General features: G+C 65.8%; 8 protein-coding genes. 4 read left to right on the top strand and 4 right to left on the bottom strand.

Translation table 11 applies throughout. The features are described from left to right. Nucleotides 1-22 precede the first annotated feature (22 nt). On the top strand, nucleotides 23-865 hold the full coding sequence (locus tag ACQR1X_RS00160) for an AAA family ATPase (RefSeq protein ID WP_315717852.1): 843 nt from the start codon (nucleotides 23-25) through the stop codon (nucleotides 863-865). Nucleotides 866-893: 28 nt separating this feature from the next. Here the strand turns inward: ACQR1X_RS00160 and ACQR1X_RS00155 are convergent, their stop codons facing one another. Then, nucleotides 894-1,277, bottom strand: a complete 384-nt coding sequence (locus ACQR1X_RS00155) for a response regulator (protein WP_315804509.1) — start codon at nucleotides 1,275-1,277, stop codon at nucleotides 894-896. Next, nucleotides 1,270-4,956: a PAS domain-containing protein gene (locus ACQR1X_RS00150; protein ID WP_434898115.1), complete on the bottom strand. Its 3,687-nt coding sequence runs from the start codon at nucleotides 4,954-4,956 to the stop codon at nucleotides 1,270-1,272. Before ACQR1X_RS00150 ends, ACQR1X_RS00155 begins: the two co-directional genes overlap by 8 nt. Before the next feature lie 228 nt (nucleotides 4,957-5,184). Between ACQR1X_RS00150 and ACQR1X_RS00145 the strand changes: the two genes are divergently transcribed. Continuing rightward, nucleotides 5,185-6,699: an ATP-binding protein gene (locus ACQR1X_RS00145; RefSeq protein ID WP_315804507.1), complete on the top strand. Its 1,515-nt coding sequence runs from the start codon at nucleotides 5,185-5,187 to the stop codon at nucleotides 6,697-6,699. Nucleotides 6,700-6,743: 44 nt separating this feature from the next. Here the strand turns inward: ACQR1X_RS00145 and ACQR1X_RS00140 are convergent, their stop codons facing one another. Next, nucleotides 6,744-8,873, bottom strand: coding sequence for a phosphocholine-specific phospholipase C (locus tag ACQR1X_RS00140; RefSeq protein ID WP_315804506.1), 2,130 nt, complete (start codon nucleotides 8,871-8,873; stop codon nucleotides 6,744-6,746). Nucleotides 8,874-9,144: 271 nt separating this feature from the next. On the opposite strand from ACQR1X_RS00140, the gene ACQR1X_RS00135 reads away from it, so the two are divergent. Further along, nucleotides 9,145-10,737, top strand: a complete 1,593-nt coding sequence (locus ACQR1X_RS00135; RefSeq protein WP_315804505.1) for an ATP-binding protein — start codon at nucleotides 9,145-9,147, stop codon at nucleotides 10,735-10,737. Nucleotides 10,738-11,552: 815 nt separating this feature from the next. Here ACQR1X_RS00135 and ACQR1X_RS00130 read toward each other — a convergent pair. Continuing rightward, complete coding sequence (locus ACQR1X_RS00130; RefSeq protein WP_434898114.1) at nucleotides 11,553-12,626, bottom strand: PAS domain S-box protein; 1,074 nt, start codon at nucleotides 12,624-12,626, stop codon at nucleotides 11,553-11,555. Between the two features lie 369 nt (nucleotides 12,627-12,995). Here ACQR1X_RS00130 and ACQR1X_RS00125 point away from each other — a divergent pair, with 369 nt between their 5' ends. Next, on the top strand, nucleotides 12,996-14,675 hold the full coding sequence (locus tag ACQR1X_RS00125) for a methyl-accepting chemotaxis protein (RefSeq protein WP_316217633.1): 1,680 nt from the start codon (nucleotides 12,996-12,998) through the stop codon (nucleotides 14,673-14,675). Nucleotides 14,676-14,704: the final 29 nt, after the last annotated feature.

The following is a 14,704-nucleotide window of genomic DNA, read 5'->3' as shown; positions in this document are numbered from 1 at the left end:
TTCGAACGATGAGCGAGACGCGATGAAATTTACCGGCACCCAGGACTACGTCGCCACCGACGACCTCAAAGTGGCCGTCAATGCGGCGATCGTGCTCGAGCGCCCGCTGCTGGTGAAGGGCGAGCCGGGGACCGGCAAGACCGTGCTGGCCGAGGAAGTCGCCAAGGCCGTCAACGCGCCGCTGCTCACCTGGCACATCAAGTCGACCACCAAGGCGCAGCAGGGCCTTTACGAATACGACGCCGTCTCGCGACTGCGCGACAGCCAGCTCGGCGACTCCAGGGTGTCCGACATCAAGAACTACATCAAGCGCGGCAAGCTGTGGGAGGCCTTCACGGCCGAGCAGCGGCCGGTGCTCCTGATCGACGAGATCGACAAGGCCGACATCGAGTTTCCGAACGACCTGCTGCTCGAGCTCGACCGGATGGAATTCCACGTCTACGAGACCAACGAGACCATCAAGGCGAAGCTGCGCCCGATCGTCATCATCACGTCCAACAACGAGAAGGAGCTGCCGGATGCGTTCCTGCGCCGCTGCTTCTTCCACTACATCAAGTTCCCCGATCCGGATACGATGGGCCGGATCGTCGACGTGCACTTCCCGAACATCAAAAAGCGGCTGGTCGAGGAAGCGCTGCGCATCTTCTTCGAGGTCCGCGACGTGCCCGGCCTGAAGAAGAAGCCGTCGACCTCCGAGCTGCTCGACTGGCTCAAGCTGCTGCTCAACGAGGACATCGGTCCCGAGCAGCTGCGCGAGCGCGATCCGCGCAAGCTGATCCCGCCGCTGCACGGTGCGCTGCTCAAGAACGAGCAGGACGTCCACTTGTTCGAGCGGCTCGCCTTCCTCAGCCGGCGCGAGGTGTGAGGGCGCCCGGCTCAATCCGACCGGCGCGTCATTGCGGCGCCGTCCTCTTGATCAGGCGTCCGAGCGCACGCATGATCCCATCGACGGCAATCGGCTTCTCGCAGCGGAGGATCTTCGAGAAGCGGTCCGGGATCACCGATTCGTCATAGCCGGTGGTGAAAACGAAGGGCACGCCGCGCTCGACCAGCAGATCGGCCACCGGAAACGCCATGTCGCCGCGCAGGTTCACGTCGAGAACGGCGCCTTCGATCCGCCCCTCGCGTTTGATCAAGGCGAGCGCGTCAGGGACGGTTCCGACCGGGCCCAGGATCGTGCCGCCGGCACTACCGAAGGCGCAGCGCAGCTCGTCGGCAAGCATATACTCGTCCTCGACGATGAGGATATGACGGTCGCGAAGCGAGCGTTCAGGCATGATCCTCAAGCTCCAGTGTGGTGAGCGAAACGGGAATCGATATCGTGCAACGGACACCGTCGGATGCGAAAGCGTACGAGGTCCTCGCGCTGAGCTGATAGGGCAAGGCCTGTTCGATCAGCTCGCGCCCTTGCCCCGTGCCGACGGGCATCGTGGCTGGCGGCGGCATGTCGACGCCGCTCTCGCGCCACTCGATATGCAGCCAGGGCTGGCCTTCCGCGCCTTCGCGCTCGAGCGACCAGACCACGCAGAGCCGGCCCGAGGGCTGCGCCAGCGCGCCATACTTGACCGCGTTGGTGGCGAGCTCGTGCAGGGCCATGGCAAGGGTCTGAACGGTCGACGACCGCAGCCTGACGCCGGACGGTCCCGACAGCCCGATGCGCTCCGAACCGCCGGCGACAGCCGACAGCTCGCTACGGATCAGATCGTCGAAGGTGACGCGATCATTCTCCTTGAGGCGGGACAGCAGGCCCTGGGCGCGGGACAGCGTATCCAGCCGATCACGGAAGCGGGCGCGAAAATCGCCGAGATCGGCGCTGGCACGCGCCGTCTTGTCGGCCATCGAGCGGACCACGCCCAGCAGGTTGCGGGTGCGATGCTGCAGTTCGGCCACCAGCACCTTCTGCCGCTCCTCCCATTCACGCCGCTCGGTCACGTCGACCATGGCGCCGGTCATGCGGATCGGTCGTCCCGCGTCGTCATAGAAGAAGCGCCCACGGCCGTACAGGCAGCGAATTGCGCCGCCCGGATGCACCACGCGAAACTCGCTGACATATTCCTGGTGCGCCTCCATCGCGCGGTGAAGCGCGGCTTCGGCTGCGGGACGATCGTCGGGATGGATGCGCGCCGCCCAGGCCTCGTAGCTCGGGGTCAGCTCGCCAACAGCATAGCCTTCCATGCGAAAGTGCTCGTCCGACCAATAGACCTCGCCGGTTGCGACGTTCCAGTCCCACAGGCCGAGCCGCCCGACCTCGACCGCGCTGCGCAGGCGCTCCTCGCTCTTGCGCAATTCCCGTTCGGCCTTGTTCTGCTCGGAGATGTCGCGCGCCGTCCCGAACCACTCGATGATCTCGCCGTCACGCCCGAGAATGGGGATGGCGCGCGAATCGATCCAGCCGAGGCTGCCATCGATCCTGATCACGCGGTGCTCCAGCTCGAACATGCCCTTCGTCGCGACGGCCCTGCTGATCGCCGCAGTCACCTGCGCCTGATCGTCCGGATGAATGTATTTCGCGAGCCAGCCCTGGCTCGGTTTCATCGTATCGGCGATGAAGTCCTTGCCCTGCAACTGGCGCATCTCCCGCCAGTCCGGGCTCATGCGATAGACGACGTCGGAGCTCGCGGTTACGAAAGCGCGATAGCGCTCCTCGCTGGCGCGCAGTCGCTCCGTCGCTTCGGCACGCAGACGGGCCATCTTGAGATGCGCCTCGACACGCGCCAGCAGTTCACGCGCACTGAACGGCTTGATCAGATAATCATCCGCACCGGCCTCCATGCCTTCGACGCGGCTCTCTTCTCCGGCCCGGGCCGACAGCAGGATCACCGGGATGGTACCGACCCGTTCATCGGCGCGCAGCCGTGCCAGCAACTGCATGCCGTCGATGCGCGGCATCATCACATCGGACAGAACGAGGTCGGGCTTGTCGCGGGCGATGGCCGCGAGCGCGGCTTCACCATCGGCGACGGTCTCGACATCGTAGCGCGCGGCGAGCAGGCGGCGGACATAGTCGCGCATGTCGGCATTGTCGTCGGCCAGGAGGATGCGGGGGCGCGGCCCGGCCCTGTCGGCTGACGTGGTGGTGATGTCGATGTCCGGAACGGCATGCGCGTCGAGCGACGGCGGATCCGGCAGCCAGCGCAATGCCTCCGCGATGAACGGCCGCGCACCGCGAAGCATCGGTTCCTGCGCCGGCGCCGCATCGGACGGGAGATGACTTCGTCCCCTGGGGATTCTGACCGCGAACGTGCTCCCCTGCCCGGCTTCGCTGGTCGCCGCGACGGATCCGCCGTGCAGCTTGGCGAGCTCATGCACCAGTGCGAGCCCGATGCCCGAGCCTTCATGGGTGCGGCCGAACGCGCCGGCGACGCGATGGAAACGCTCGAAGAGCCGCGGCAGCTCGTGCTGCGGGATGCCGGTCCCGGTGTCCTTCACGCTCAGCTCGAAATGACGATCGCAGGTGACGAGCCGGACCTCGATGTCGCCCGTGAAGGTGAACTTGAACGCGTTGGAGAGCAGGTTGAGGACGATCTTCTCCCACATTTCGCAATCGACATAGGCCGGCTCCGGCAGCGTCGGGCAATCCACGATCAGCCTGAGGCCGGCGGCTTCGATCGCCGAGCGGAAGGTGCTGGCGATCTCCGCGGTCAGGCTCGCGAGGTCCACCGGCGCGTAGACCGCCTGCATCCTGCCGGCCTCGATCCGCGAGAAATCCAGCAGCGTGTTGACCAGCTTGAGCAGCCGCAAGGCATTGCGCTGGGCGATCTCCAACCGGTCGCGATCTGCCGGCGGCAAGCTCTGCGACCGCAGCACATCTTCGAGCGGACCGAGCATCAGCGTCAGCGGCGTACGGAACTCGTGGCTCACATTGGCGAAGAACGCGGTCTTGGCGCGATCGACCTCGGCGAGCGTCTCAGCGCGGCGCCGCTCCTGCTCATAGGCGAGCGTCTCGGCGAAGGCGCTGCCGAGCTGAGCGGCCATCAGATCGAAGAAGCCCTGATGCTCGGCGTCGAGGGCGCGGCGCGGATTGACGCCACAGATCAGGATCGCCGTCGCCTGCTCCCGCCCCGTCGCAACCGGCAGCGCCAGTGCCAGCTGCGGCGGCTCGGGCCATGCGCCGGTCGGGACGCCGGCAAATTTCGCACGATCCAGCACGACGCGAATCGGCGCCACCGCGCGCGCCGCCGCCCGGACCGGCCACAGCCCGTCCCCATCGCTGTCGAGGGCAATCTGCGCCGGCGCGATTGCACTGTCCGGGTGTACCCCTGCGGCGCTCAGCAACCGTGCCGATCGCTGGTCCTCGCCGAGTTGGTAGATCAGCGCAAACGGGACATCATGCGGATTCTCGGCGAGGACGTCGGTGGCTTCGCGACAAGCATCCGCCAGACTGTCGGCACGGCCGCGCGCGGCGAGATCGCGCAAGGTCCGCATGCGGCGTTCGCCCACGACCCGGGCCGTCGTCTCGATGACGGGGGTGAAGACACCGCCGACACCGCCGGTCTCGTCGCGAATCGGCGAATAGGAGAACGAAAAATAGGTCTCTTCGAGGTAGCCATGGCGGTCGATGAACAGCGGCATGTCGCGCGAACGGGTCGCTTCGCCAAGCCCAACGACGTGCCGCAACATCGGGCCGATGACCTCCCAGATCTCGGACCATACCGCGTGCCCCGGCGCCCCGAGCGCGGCCGGATGCTTCTGCGAGCCGAGGATCGGGCGATATTCGTCATTGTAGAGCATGACGAGCTCCGGGCCCCACCAGATCAGGATCGGGAACGCGCAGTCCAGGCAGGTGCTGATCGACGTGCGCAACGACTGAGGCCAGCTCTCGGGCGGCCCCAACGGCGTCCGTGACCAATCATGGATGCGCATGAGCGCTCCCATCTCCCCGCCTCCCTGCAGGAAGTCGGCCCCGCGCGCGAACGCCTGAAACGTCGCGCGACCGGCATCCGAATGCTCGTTCACTCCTGGCCCCTTTTTCATCGCACAATATCGTGAAATGCGCGCGGGCGCCAAGCACTGGCCAGAACGGGCAACGAGCGCATCAACGAGGAACTCGGCGGCGCGGCGGGATCCATCCGTCCATCCACAGCCGATCTCGCAACTTGGGACAGTCCAACGCAAACGCTCGACGTGCGCGGCTGCGCTTGTTAAGCGCCAGCCTCTGCGTGAAGCGGGGTTGAGTCGGGGCACATGACGGTTGCGATCGAGATGGGGCAGACGGCGGCGGGATCGCCTGCCGCCCTGGACCTCGAGGAACTGCTGGCGACCCGGCTCCTGGTGCAGGGCAATTCCGGCTCCGGCAAGTCGCATCTCCTGCGCCGCCTGCTGGAGCAGAGCGCGCCCTGGGTGCAGCAGACGATCATCGACCCCGAGGGTGACTTCGTCACCTTGGCCGAGCGATTCGGCCATCTCGTGATCGAGGCCGAGGACCACACCGAGCGCGCCCTGCAGGTCGCCGGCGAACGGGCCCGGATGCATCGCGTCTCGACGGTGCTCAACCTCGAAGGCCTCGATGCCGAGAATCAGATGCGGCGCGCGGCCGCCTTTCTCAACGGCCTGTTCGAGATCTCCCGCGACCATTGGTACCCGATGCTGGTCGTGGTCGACGAAGCCCAATTGTTCGCACCGGCCGTCGCGGGCGAAGTCTCCGACGAGGCCCGCAAGGCGTCGCTGGGCGCGATGACCAACCTGATGTGCCGCGGCCGCAAGCGCGGGCTGGCGGGCGTGATCGCGACGCAGCGGCTGGCGAAGCTCGCCAAGAACGTCGCGGCCGAGGCCTCGAACTTCCTCATGGGCCGCACCTTCCTCGACATCGACATGGCCCGCGCTGCCGACCTGCTCGGCATGGAGCGGCGCCAGGCCGAGGCGTTCCGCGACCTCGAGCGCGGCCAGTTCATGGCGCTGGGCCCCGCGCTGTCGCGCCGGCCGTTGGGCCTGCGCATCGGCCCGACCGACACCAAGCCGCGCAACGCGACGCCGCGGCTGATGCCGCTGCCGGAAGCGTCGCTCGAAGACGCCCGCGCGGTGATTCTCGCCGCACCGCCGCCCGAGACCAACGCGCGGCCGCAGCGCAAGCCGCAGCCCGAGCTGCTCGACCAGCTGATGGCGGCGAAGTCTGCTGCGCTCGAGCTGCGCCCCGAGCCGCCGGCGCCCGCCGTCAGCGAGGAGGAGCTCGCCGAGCGCAAAGCCCGCGTCGAGCGCGTCTTGCGCGCGGTGCTGGCCGAGCCCGACGCCGGCTTCCGCGCCGTCGGTGTGCTCTACCAGGAGTTCGTCGTCCGCTGCCGCATCGAGGGGCTGGGCACGGCCGTGCCCGACCTCAACGAATTCCGCCGCATGCTGACCCGCGCCCGCGCCGGGCTCGGCGGCGACGACGCGGCCGACGACGCCGGCTGGCAGGACGTGTCGCTGCGCGCCTCGCTGCTCCCCGAGGACATGCAGGGCGTGTTCATGATGATCGCCCGCGCCGCCAAGGACGGCCGCCCCTGCCCGAGCGATGCCGCGATCGCCCGCGCCTACGGATCGCACTCGCTGCGCCGGGCGCAGCGCCTGCTGACCTATATCGAGGACCAGGGCCTCATCGTCTGCCAGCTCGACGGCGCCGGCCGCCGCATCGTCACCCTGGTCGAGCTCGCCTGGGCCACCGCGCCAGGCGATCCCAATGCCGACGATGCGACCAACGAAGGCCTCGTCGCTTCGTCGTCGTGAGAGGTGCCCGGTTTGCTCCGGGCGCCTCCCGCCGTCGTCTGCGATCAGGTCGCGGCGATCCTGCCCATCGCCGGATCGCTGATGCTGGGCCGACCGTTCTCGACGTGGCCTGCAAGCTGCCAGTTGAAGTTGGCGTCGCCGTCCGTCGTGACCGTCAGGTCGTACCAGCCATGGGTCTGCTGCAGGCGAACCCGCGTCTCCAGCCGCTGGCCGCGCTGCAGCCGGTGCCGCTCGCTGCGTCCGGTGTAGTTGTCGGCCAGAGTCACCACGCAGCTCGCGCCCTTGTTGGTGAGCGCGATCGCAAGGCTGCGGGCATCGTCGCCGTCGTCCCAATCGCAGAGATGGACGGTATCGACATCGACGAGCGCCGCGGTGGTGGCGACGCCGCCCTTGAAGTGGCGGAAGAAGCCGTTCGGCCCGTACACCGACAGATCGTACTGGCCGGCGCTGGCCGCGAGGTCCCACACGCCGTGCAGCGATTTCCCGGCTTCGACGGTGTAGCTCCACGGGCCGGCCGCGGTGTTGCCGGAACGAACGTGGAAGCAGACGCCGGCCTGCCCCGGATTGACGAAGCGGATTCCGAACGTCTTGTGCGCGGCATCGGCATCGCCGTCGACACGCAGATCGTAGGGCAGCGCGCGCGCCGGACGGATGCCCGGCTCCTGCTGCGGCAGGACCTGCTTGGCGGGCGGCACCGGATGATAGTCGTCGAAGCGCGCGCCCGAGATGATGTCGGCGACCGGCGGCTTGTAGCCGGCCGTGCTCGGCAGCGGCGCCATGCCTTCGTTGGGCGATGTGAAGTTGAACGCCGAGGTGAGATCGCCGCACACCGCCCGCCGCCATGCCGGGATGTTGCTCTCGAACAGATCGGGCGCCTTGTGGTGGAAGCGGCGCTCGATGAAGCGGATCACAGAAGTGTGGTCGAACACTTCCGAGCACACGAAGCCGCCGCGCGACCACGGCGACACCACCAGCATCGGCACGCGGACGCCAAGGCCGTAGGGACCGGCCATGTGGCTGCCATCGCCGGCGAAGAGGTCCGTGCTCACATCGACGGTCGACTGTCCCCAGGCCTGCGACATCGCTGGGTACGGACCGACGACATGGTCGAAGAAGCCGCCGCCTTCGTCGTAGTTGATGATCAGCGCGGTCTTGCTCCACAGCTCCGGATTCGACGTCAGGATGTCGAGCACCTTGGAGATGTACCAGGCGCCCGGCCCCGGCAGCCAGTTCGGATGCTCGCTGAACGCCTCGGGAGCTGCGATCCACGAGACCTGCGGCAGGGTGCCGTTGCGGACGTCGTTGCGCAGCCCGTCGAACAGGTTCTCGAACGTGCCGCCATTGGCGATGTTGCTGCCGCGCAGCGCCTTCTCGTACAGCGGACTGCCTGCTTGCGAATTCTGGTACTGGTGGAAATACAGCAGCGAGTTGTCGCCGTAATTGCCGATCCACGGATTCTGGGTCCAGCCCCAAGAGCCGGCTGCATTCAGCCCGGTGCCGATGTCCTGATAGACCTTCCAGGAGATGCCCGCCTTCTCCAGCCGCTCCGGGAACGTGGTCCAGTCGTAGCCGGCTTCCGCATTGGTGATGACCGGTCCGCCGCCCTTGCCATCGTTGCCGTCCCAGCCGGTCCACAGGTAGTAGCGATTCGGATCGGTCGGTCCCATCACCGAGCAGAAATACTGATCGCACACCGTGAAGGCGTCGGCCAGCGCATAGTGCCAGGGCAGATCCTGCCGGTTCATGCAGGTCATGGTCGTGGTGCCCTTGTTGGCGATCCACTTGTCGTAGTTGCCGTTGTTCCAGGCCTTCTGACCGTCGTTCCAGCCATGGGCGACGTCCTCGACATAGACCTGGCCGGCATTGTCGACGCGGAACGGCATCACCGCCCCCGCGCCGTTCGGCTGCTGCCACACCGGGTTGCCGTTCGGCAGCTTCACCGCGCGGGGATCGTTGAAGCCGCGCACGCCGCGCATCGCACCGAAATAATGGTCGAAGGCGCGGTTCTCCTGCATCAGCACCACGATGTGCTTGACGTCCTCGATGCTGCCGTGGCGATTGAACGCCGGAATGGCATGCGCGCGCTCGATGCTCTGGCCGAGGGCGGCGGTCGCAGCCGACGCTCCGAGCAGCCGCAGGAACTCGCGCCGGTTGTGCGCGATCGTGTTCGACATCTCGTTCATTCCCCATGGTGATGACGGTGTCGAGCGGCTTAGGTCGGCGCGTTAACAACCGCGTGACCGGGCGGTAAAGGATGTGTGGCAGGCTTTTGACGCCGCGCGGCGGAGCGGCATTCGCGGCGAGGGCGCCCTGCCGCGATGCACGTCGAAGCCGCCATTGCCCTTGCACCCGAGACGAAAAGCTGAATGATCCGTTCGGGTTGCGACGACGACAGACCGGGCGAGCCCGGATTTGGCGGGTTGCGTTGTTGAGGATGGTTTGCATATGCCGACGTTGACGGTGCAAGCGGCGGGTCTGCAGGGCGCGGTGGCATGGACATGGCTGCAGGTCGTGTCCAACGGACTGATCGCCAGCGCCTTCTTCACCATCGCCTTCGTCGTCGGCACGTTCCTGCGGCGGCGCTGGCGCGACGTCATGTTCCGCGGCATCGTCGGGGCGCTTGCGACCTTCGTGGCCGTCGTCGGGGTCACCCGCCTGCTCGCGATCGTCGATCTCTGGGTGCCGACCTCGACCATCACGGACATCATCAACGTCTTTCTCGGCGTCACCTCGATCGGAATCATCGTCATCATGATCAAGATGCTGCCTCAGCTTCTGGTCCTGCCGACGCGCATCACCTTGCAGAAAGCCTATGCGCAGCTCGAGGAGGAGATCCGGCAGCGCCGCGCCGCGGAAGCGATGGTGCGGCGATTCCAGGAAATCGAGGCCAACGAGGCCCAGGTCCGTCAGGCGCAGAAGATGGAGGCGATCGGCCAGCTCACCGGCGGCGTCGCGCACGACTTCAACAACATCCTGACCGTCATCACCGGGACGATCGAGATCCTTGCCGACGCCGTCAAGGACAAGCCCCAGCTCGCCGGCATCGCCGGCATGATCAGCGCCGCCGCCGAGCGCGGCGCCGATCTGACCCGGCATCTGCTCGCCTTCTCGCGCCGCCAGCCGCTGCAGCCGCGCGCCACCGACATCAATGCACTCATCGTCGAGGCCGGCCGCCTGCTGCGGCCGACCCTCGGCGAGCAGATCGAGATCGAATCGATGCTGGCGCATGACAGCGCGCCGGCGCTGATCGATCCGAGCCAGCTCTCGACCGCGATCCTCAACCTCGCGCTCAACGCCCGCGACGCGATGCCGGACGGCGGCAAGCTGACCCTGGAGACCAAGAACGTCACGCTCGACGAGCACTATGCGCAGTTGAACCGCGACGCCAAGCCCGGCAGCTACGTCATGATCGCGGTCAGCGACACCGGCCAGGGCATTCCCGGCCCGCTGCTCGACAAGGTGTTCGAGCCGTTCTTCACCACCAAGGACGTCGGCAAGGGCTCGGGCCTCGGGCTCAGCATGGTCTATGGCTTCGTCAAGCAGTCGAACGGCCACGTCAAGATCTACAGCGAGGAAGGCCACGGCACCACCGTGAAGCTCTATTTGCCGCGGGCCGCGGGCGCGCCGGAGCTGCCCGCCGCCGACACGGCACGTCCGGCGGTGGCGCGCGGCGGCGAGACCATTCTGATCGTCGAGGACGATGCGCTGGTGCGGGACTACGTGGTCGCGCAGGTGCGGCGGCTCGGCTATCGCACGCTCGCCGCCAGCAACGCCGCCGAGGGCCTGGCGCTGATCGACAATCCGGAACGCATCGACCTGCTGTTCACCGACGTCATCATTCCAGGCGGCATGAACGGCCGCCAGCTCGCGATCGAGGCCGAGAAGCGCCGTCCCGGACTGAAGGTGCTCTACACATCGGGCTACACGGAGAACGCGATCGTGCATCATGGCCGGCTCGATGCCGACGTGCTGCTGCTGGCGAAGCCGTATATGAGCGCCGATCTCGCGCGCATGATCAGGACGGCGCTGGAAGCGTGAGGCGAACCGCGATGGTGGCGCCGGTCGGTCGATGTCTCGCTTGCCAGAGCTCGCGCGTCACAACCGGTGTCGTCCCGGCCCTGCGCCGGGACCCATAGCCACCGGCCATGGTGGTGAAGCGAGATCGATCCACCAGCGTGCCTCACACATCTTCCTGGGGTTATGGGTCCCTGTGCAAGGCCGGGACGACGGCTGAGATCGCGGTTGGCGCCTTCCATCACACTGTGCCCGAGACAACCCATAAAGACGCGACGCCGCCTTCCCGCCGCCCATGAGGCGCAGGTGATGCGGCAATCATGTCCCTCCTGAAAATCGAGAGGGCGCGAGGAAGGCCGGACCTCGGCTGAGGCCCGTGGCCCGCCTGCTCAAAAGAATGCAGGCGGCAGGTACCACAGGTACAGCCGGACAGACCCGGCCTTCCCCGCGCGATGGTTTTACGGTGTCCTTCGTGCTCTCCCTGGGGATCGGCGTTCTTGCCCCCATTTTGCAACAACGCGCCTTTGGCGCGTTGCGCAGACCTCAGCGTCGAGAGGCCAGGACCACACGACTTCGCCGTCCGTCACGACTGCACTCGTCTGGCACAGCCGTCACGTCCATCGCAGCCCGCCTCAACGTTCGTGACGACGCGTACGTCCCTCTGCTCGAGGCGGGATGGGCAAGACCATCGTCCTGATTTGCCCGACGACGCAAGCCGGCTTGGCTGCGGCAAACTAACTCGACGGGCATTTCGCGCATACGAAGCATGCGGAGATTGCCCGTCGGGCACATCTGGCCGGTCCTCCATCGGACGTGAAGCCGTGAAGATCGGCTGACAATCAGCGGACGGACGGAGCAGCGGCGGCTTCCCCCCGCGCCGCAAGCGGCAATGACGCCTGCCTCAGACTTTCCGACGGCGTCTCACCGTAGATCTTTCGATACTCCCTGGCGAAATGCCCGGGATTGCTGAAGCCACATCGCAAGGCGATCGACGTCACCGTGTCACCTGCTTTCGCATCGTACAGCAAGCGGTGCGCATGTTGGATTCGCGTCAGCTTGATCTTCTCGGCCAAGGAGACGCCGCTCTTCGCGAAGTACTGATAGAGCGTGCGAGGGCTGACGCCGTAGCGAACCGCGAGCTGCTGGATCGATATCTTCTGATCCCAGTTCGTCTCAATGTGTTCCAGGATCCTGCGAATGGACTCCGGCACCTGGCCATCGCGATCGAGATGATCCGCGGTGACGTCGATCGTCGCACCGACGAGATGGGTTCGTCCGTCGGACGGGCTGTAGACAGAGGTCGCCATGCCACGGACCCAGCGCACCGCACCGGCTCTACCAAGCACCCGGTAGTCGCGCGTGTAGCCGGTTCGCTTCATGATCGCGCGACGGATGGCCTGCTCGAGCCCGTTCCGATCCTCGGGATGCACGTGGCACAGCATGTCGCGCAGCGACGATGGCGGCGCCGGCGGAAAATCTCCCTTGGAATCGTCTGCATCGACGATCAGGTTGAACGTCGACAACCCAGCGAGCTTCTCCGCGGCTGAAAGCTGTTCTTCCAGGATCCTGGTTGTCGTGATGTCCTCGACTACGGCGCAGAACCACTTCAGGCGGCCCCTGGCGTCCCTGATCGGATTGACGGTCACACGTCCCCACACGACGCTTCCGTCCCGCCGGAAGTAGCGCTTGTCGAGCTGATAAGTCGCGATCTCGCCTGCAAGCAGCTTTTCGTGCTGCAGTCGATTGCGCTCCCAGTCCTCTGGATGGGTCAGATCGACAAAGGTCAGCCCACCGGACTTGAGCTGCTCCAGCGTGTATCCAACGATCCGGCAGCATTCGGCGTTCGCAAACCGGACATGTCCCGTCGCACTGTCGACGATCGAGATGCCGATGCCGAGGCTGTCCAGAAACACCCTCGGCACCGCTATGATTTCGGCAATGTCCTTCCCTGGCATGTCGAAGCCGATAGCATCCAATTTCCATTCAGCCTAGCTGCGAGGATCATCTCGATCTTGATCTAAGGCAATCCCGGCCTGCGACACTTGAATACCCCCCGGCAGACGTCACGAGGCCATTCCTGCACAATCAGAACATCGCTGCAGATTGCAGCCTAACCGAATCTTACTGACGATCTGTTAGATTGAATAAAGCCCCGGAAATCTACGGGGGATCATCGAGTTCTGGAATGATCACAATCAGCGCCGTCTCCGGATCGCGGCAACTGCCGCGTGATCACGAGCATGTGCACATCGCTGGCGTGATCGCTTGCACAGGAGACCATCATGTTTGGCCGCAAGAACAACGCCGCATCCCTGGCCGCCCTGGCCGCAAACGCGATCACCGCGAAGGTGATGGTCGCTGACGACAAGCTCAACATCGTCTACATGAACGAGGCGGTAAGGGCGCTGATGCGTGAGGCGGAGGCCGATCTCAAGGCGCAGTTGCCGAACTTCCGCGTCGACGGACTCATCGGCACCAACATCGACGTGTTCCACAAGGACCCGACGCACCAGCGCCGCATGCTGCAGGCCCTTACCTCCGAGCACCGGGCCACCATCAAGATCGGCAAGTGGACGTTCGATCTGGTCGCGCAGCCCTTGAAACACCCGGATGGAACCCGCGCCGGAACGGTCGTCGAGTGGTCCGACGCGAGCGTGCGGCTGCAGAACCTCGACTACAGCGCCCAGGTCGCGGCAATCGGCCGATCACAGGCCGTGATCGAATTCAACCTGGACGGCACGATCGTCACCGCCAACGACAACTTTCTGCATGCGCTTGGCTACAGTCTGCCGGAGATCCAAGGCAAGCATCACAGCATCTTCGTTTCGCCGCAGGAGCGCGACAGTGCCGGCTATCGCGAGTTCTGGGCCGCCCTGAACCGCGGCGAATACCAGGCCGCAGAATACAAGCGGATCGGAAAGGGCGGCAAGGAGGTCTGGATTCAGGCGTCCTATAATCCGGTGTTCGATCAGAACGGAAAGCCCTTCAAGGTCGTCAAGTTCGCCACCGACGTGACCGCCCAGAAGCTTCGGAATGCCGATCTCGCCGGACAGATCGCCGCCATCAGCAAATCGCAGGCCGTGATCGAGTTCGAACTGGACGGCACCATCATCAACGCCAACGACAATTTCCTGCAGGCGCTCGGCTATACGCTGTCCGAGATCAAGGGCCGTCACCATTCGATGTTCGTCGATCCGTCGGAGCGCGACAGTCCGGCCTATCGCAACTTCTGGGCCGCCCTGAACCGCGGAGAATATCAGGCATCGGAATACAAGCGGATCGGCAAGGGCGGCCGCGAGGTCTGGATTCAGGCCTCCTACAATCCAATCCTCGACCTCAATGGCAAGCCCTTCAAGGTCGTGAAATACGCCACCGACGTCACCAAGCAGGTGCTGGTGCGGATGGGCAATGAGCGCGTTCGCGGCATGATGGAGTCCGTCGCGGCGGGTGCCGAGGAGTTGAACGCCTCGGTGCGCGAGATTTCCGAGGCCATGACCAAGTCGCGCGAGACCGCCATGGGGGCGGCTGACCGGGTCGCCTCAGCCGATTCGCAGGCCAAGCGGTTGAGCGAGGCGACACAAGCGATGAGCGGCATCGTCGAACTGATCGGCAACATCACAGGGCAGATCAACCTGCTGGCGCTCAATGCCACGATCGAATCGGCGCGCGCCGGCGATGCCGGCCGCGGCTTTGCCGTGGTCGCGTCGGAGGTCAAGAATCTCGCCACGCAGGCCAAGGCCGCCACCGACAAGATCGGCGCGGAGATCTCCGGACTGAACGGGATCTCCAGCGAGGTCGTGAATGCGCTGAACGCGATCAAGGTCGAGATCCAGAACGTCAGCGAATACGTCACCTCGACCGCCGCCGCCGTCGAGGAGCAGAGCACGGTCACCGGCGAGATGTCGTCCAGCATGCAGCGCGCAGCCGCAGAGGCGCAGGCGATCGCAGCAGGCAGGGCGTAGAGACCGCCCGAGCGCGGCGCTTCCCCGCG

The organism is Bradyrhizobium sp. HKCCYLRH3073 (genome assembly GCF_051167995.1).
In the GTDB taxonomy this organism is placed as follows: domain Bacteria; phylum Pseudomonadota; class Alphaproteobacteria; order Rhizobiales; family Xanthobacteraceae; genus Bradyrhizobium.
The sequence above is the reverse complement of the archived record's forward strand: the minus strand, read 5'-3'. Positions and strand labels throughout refer to the sequence as shown.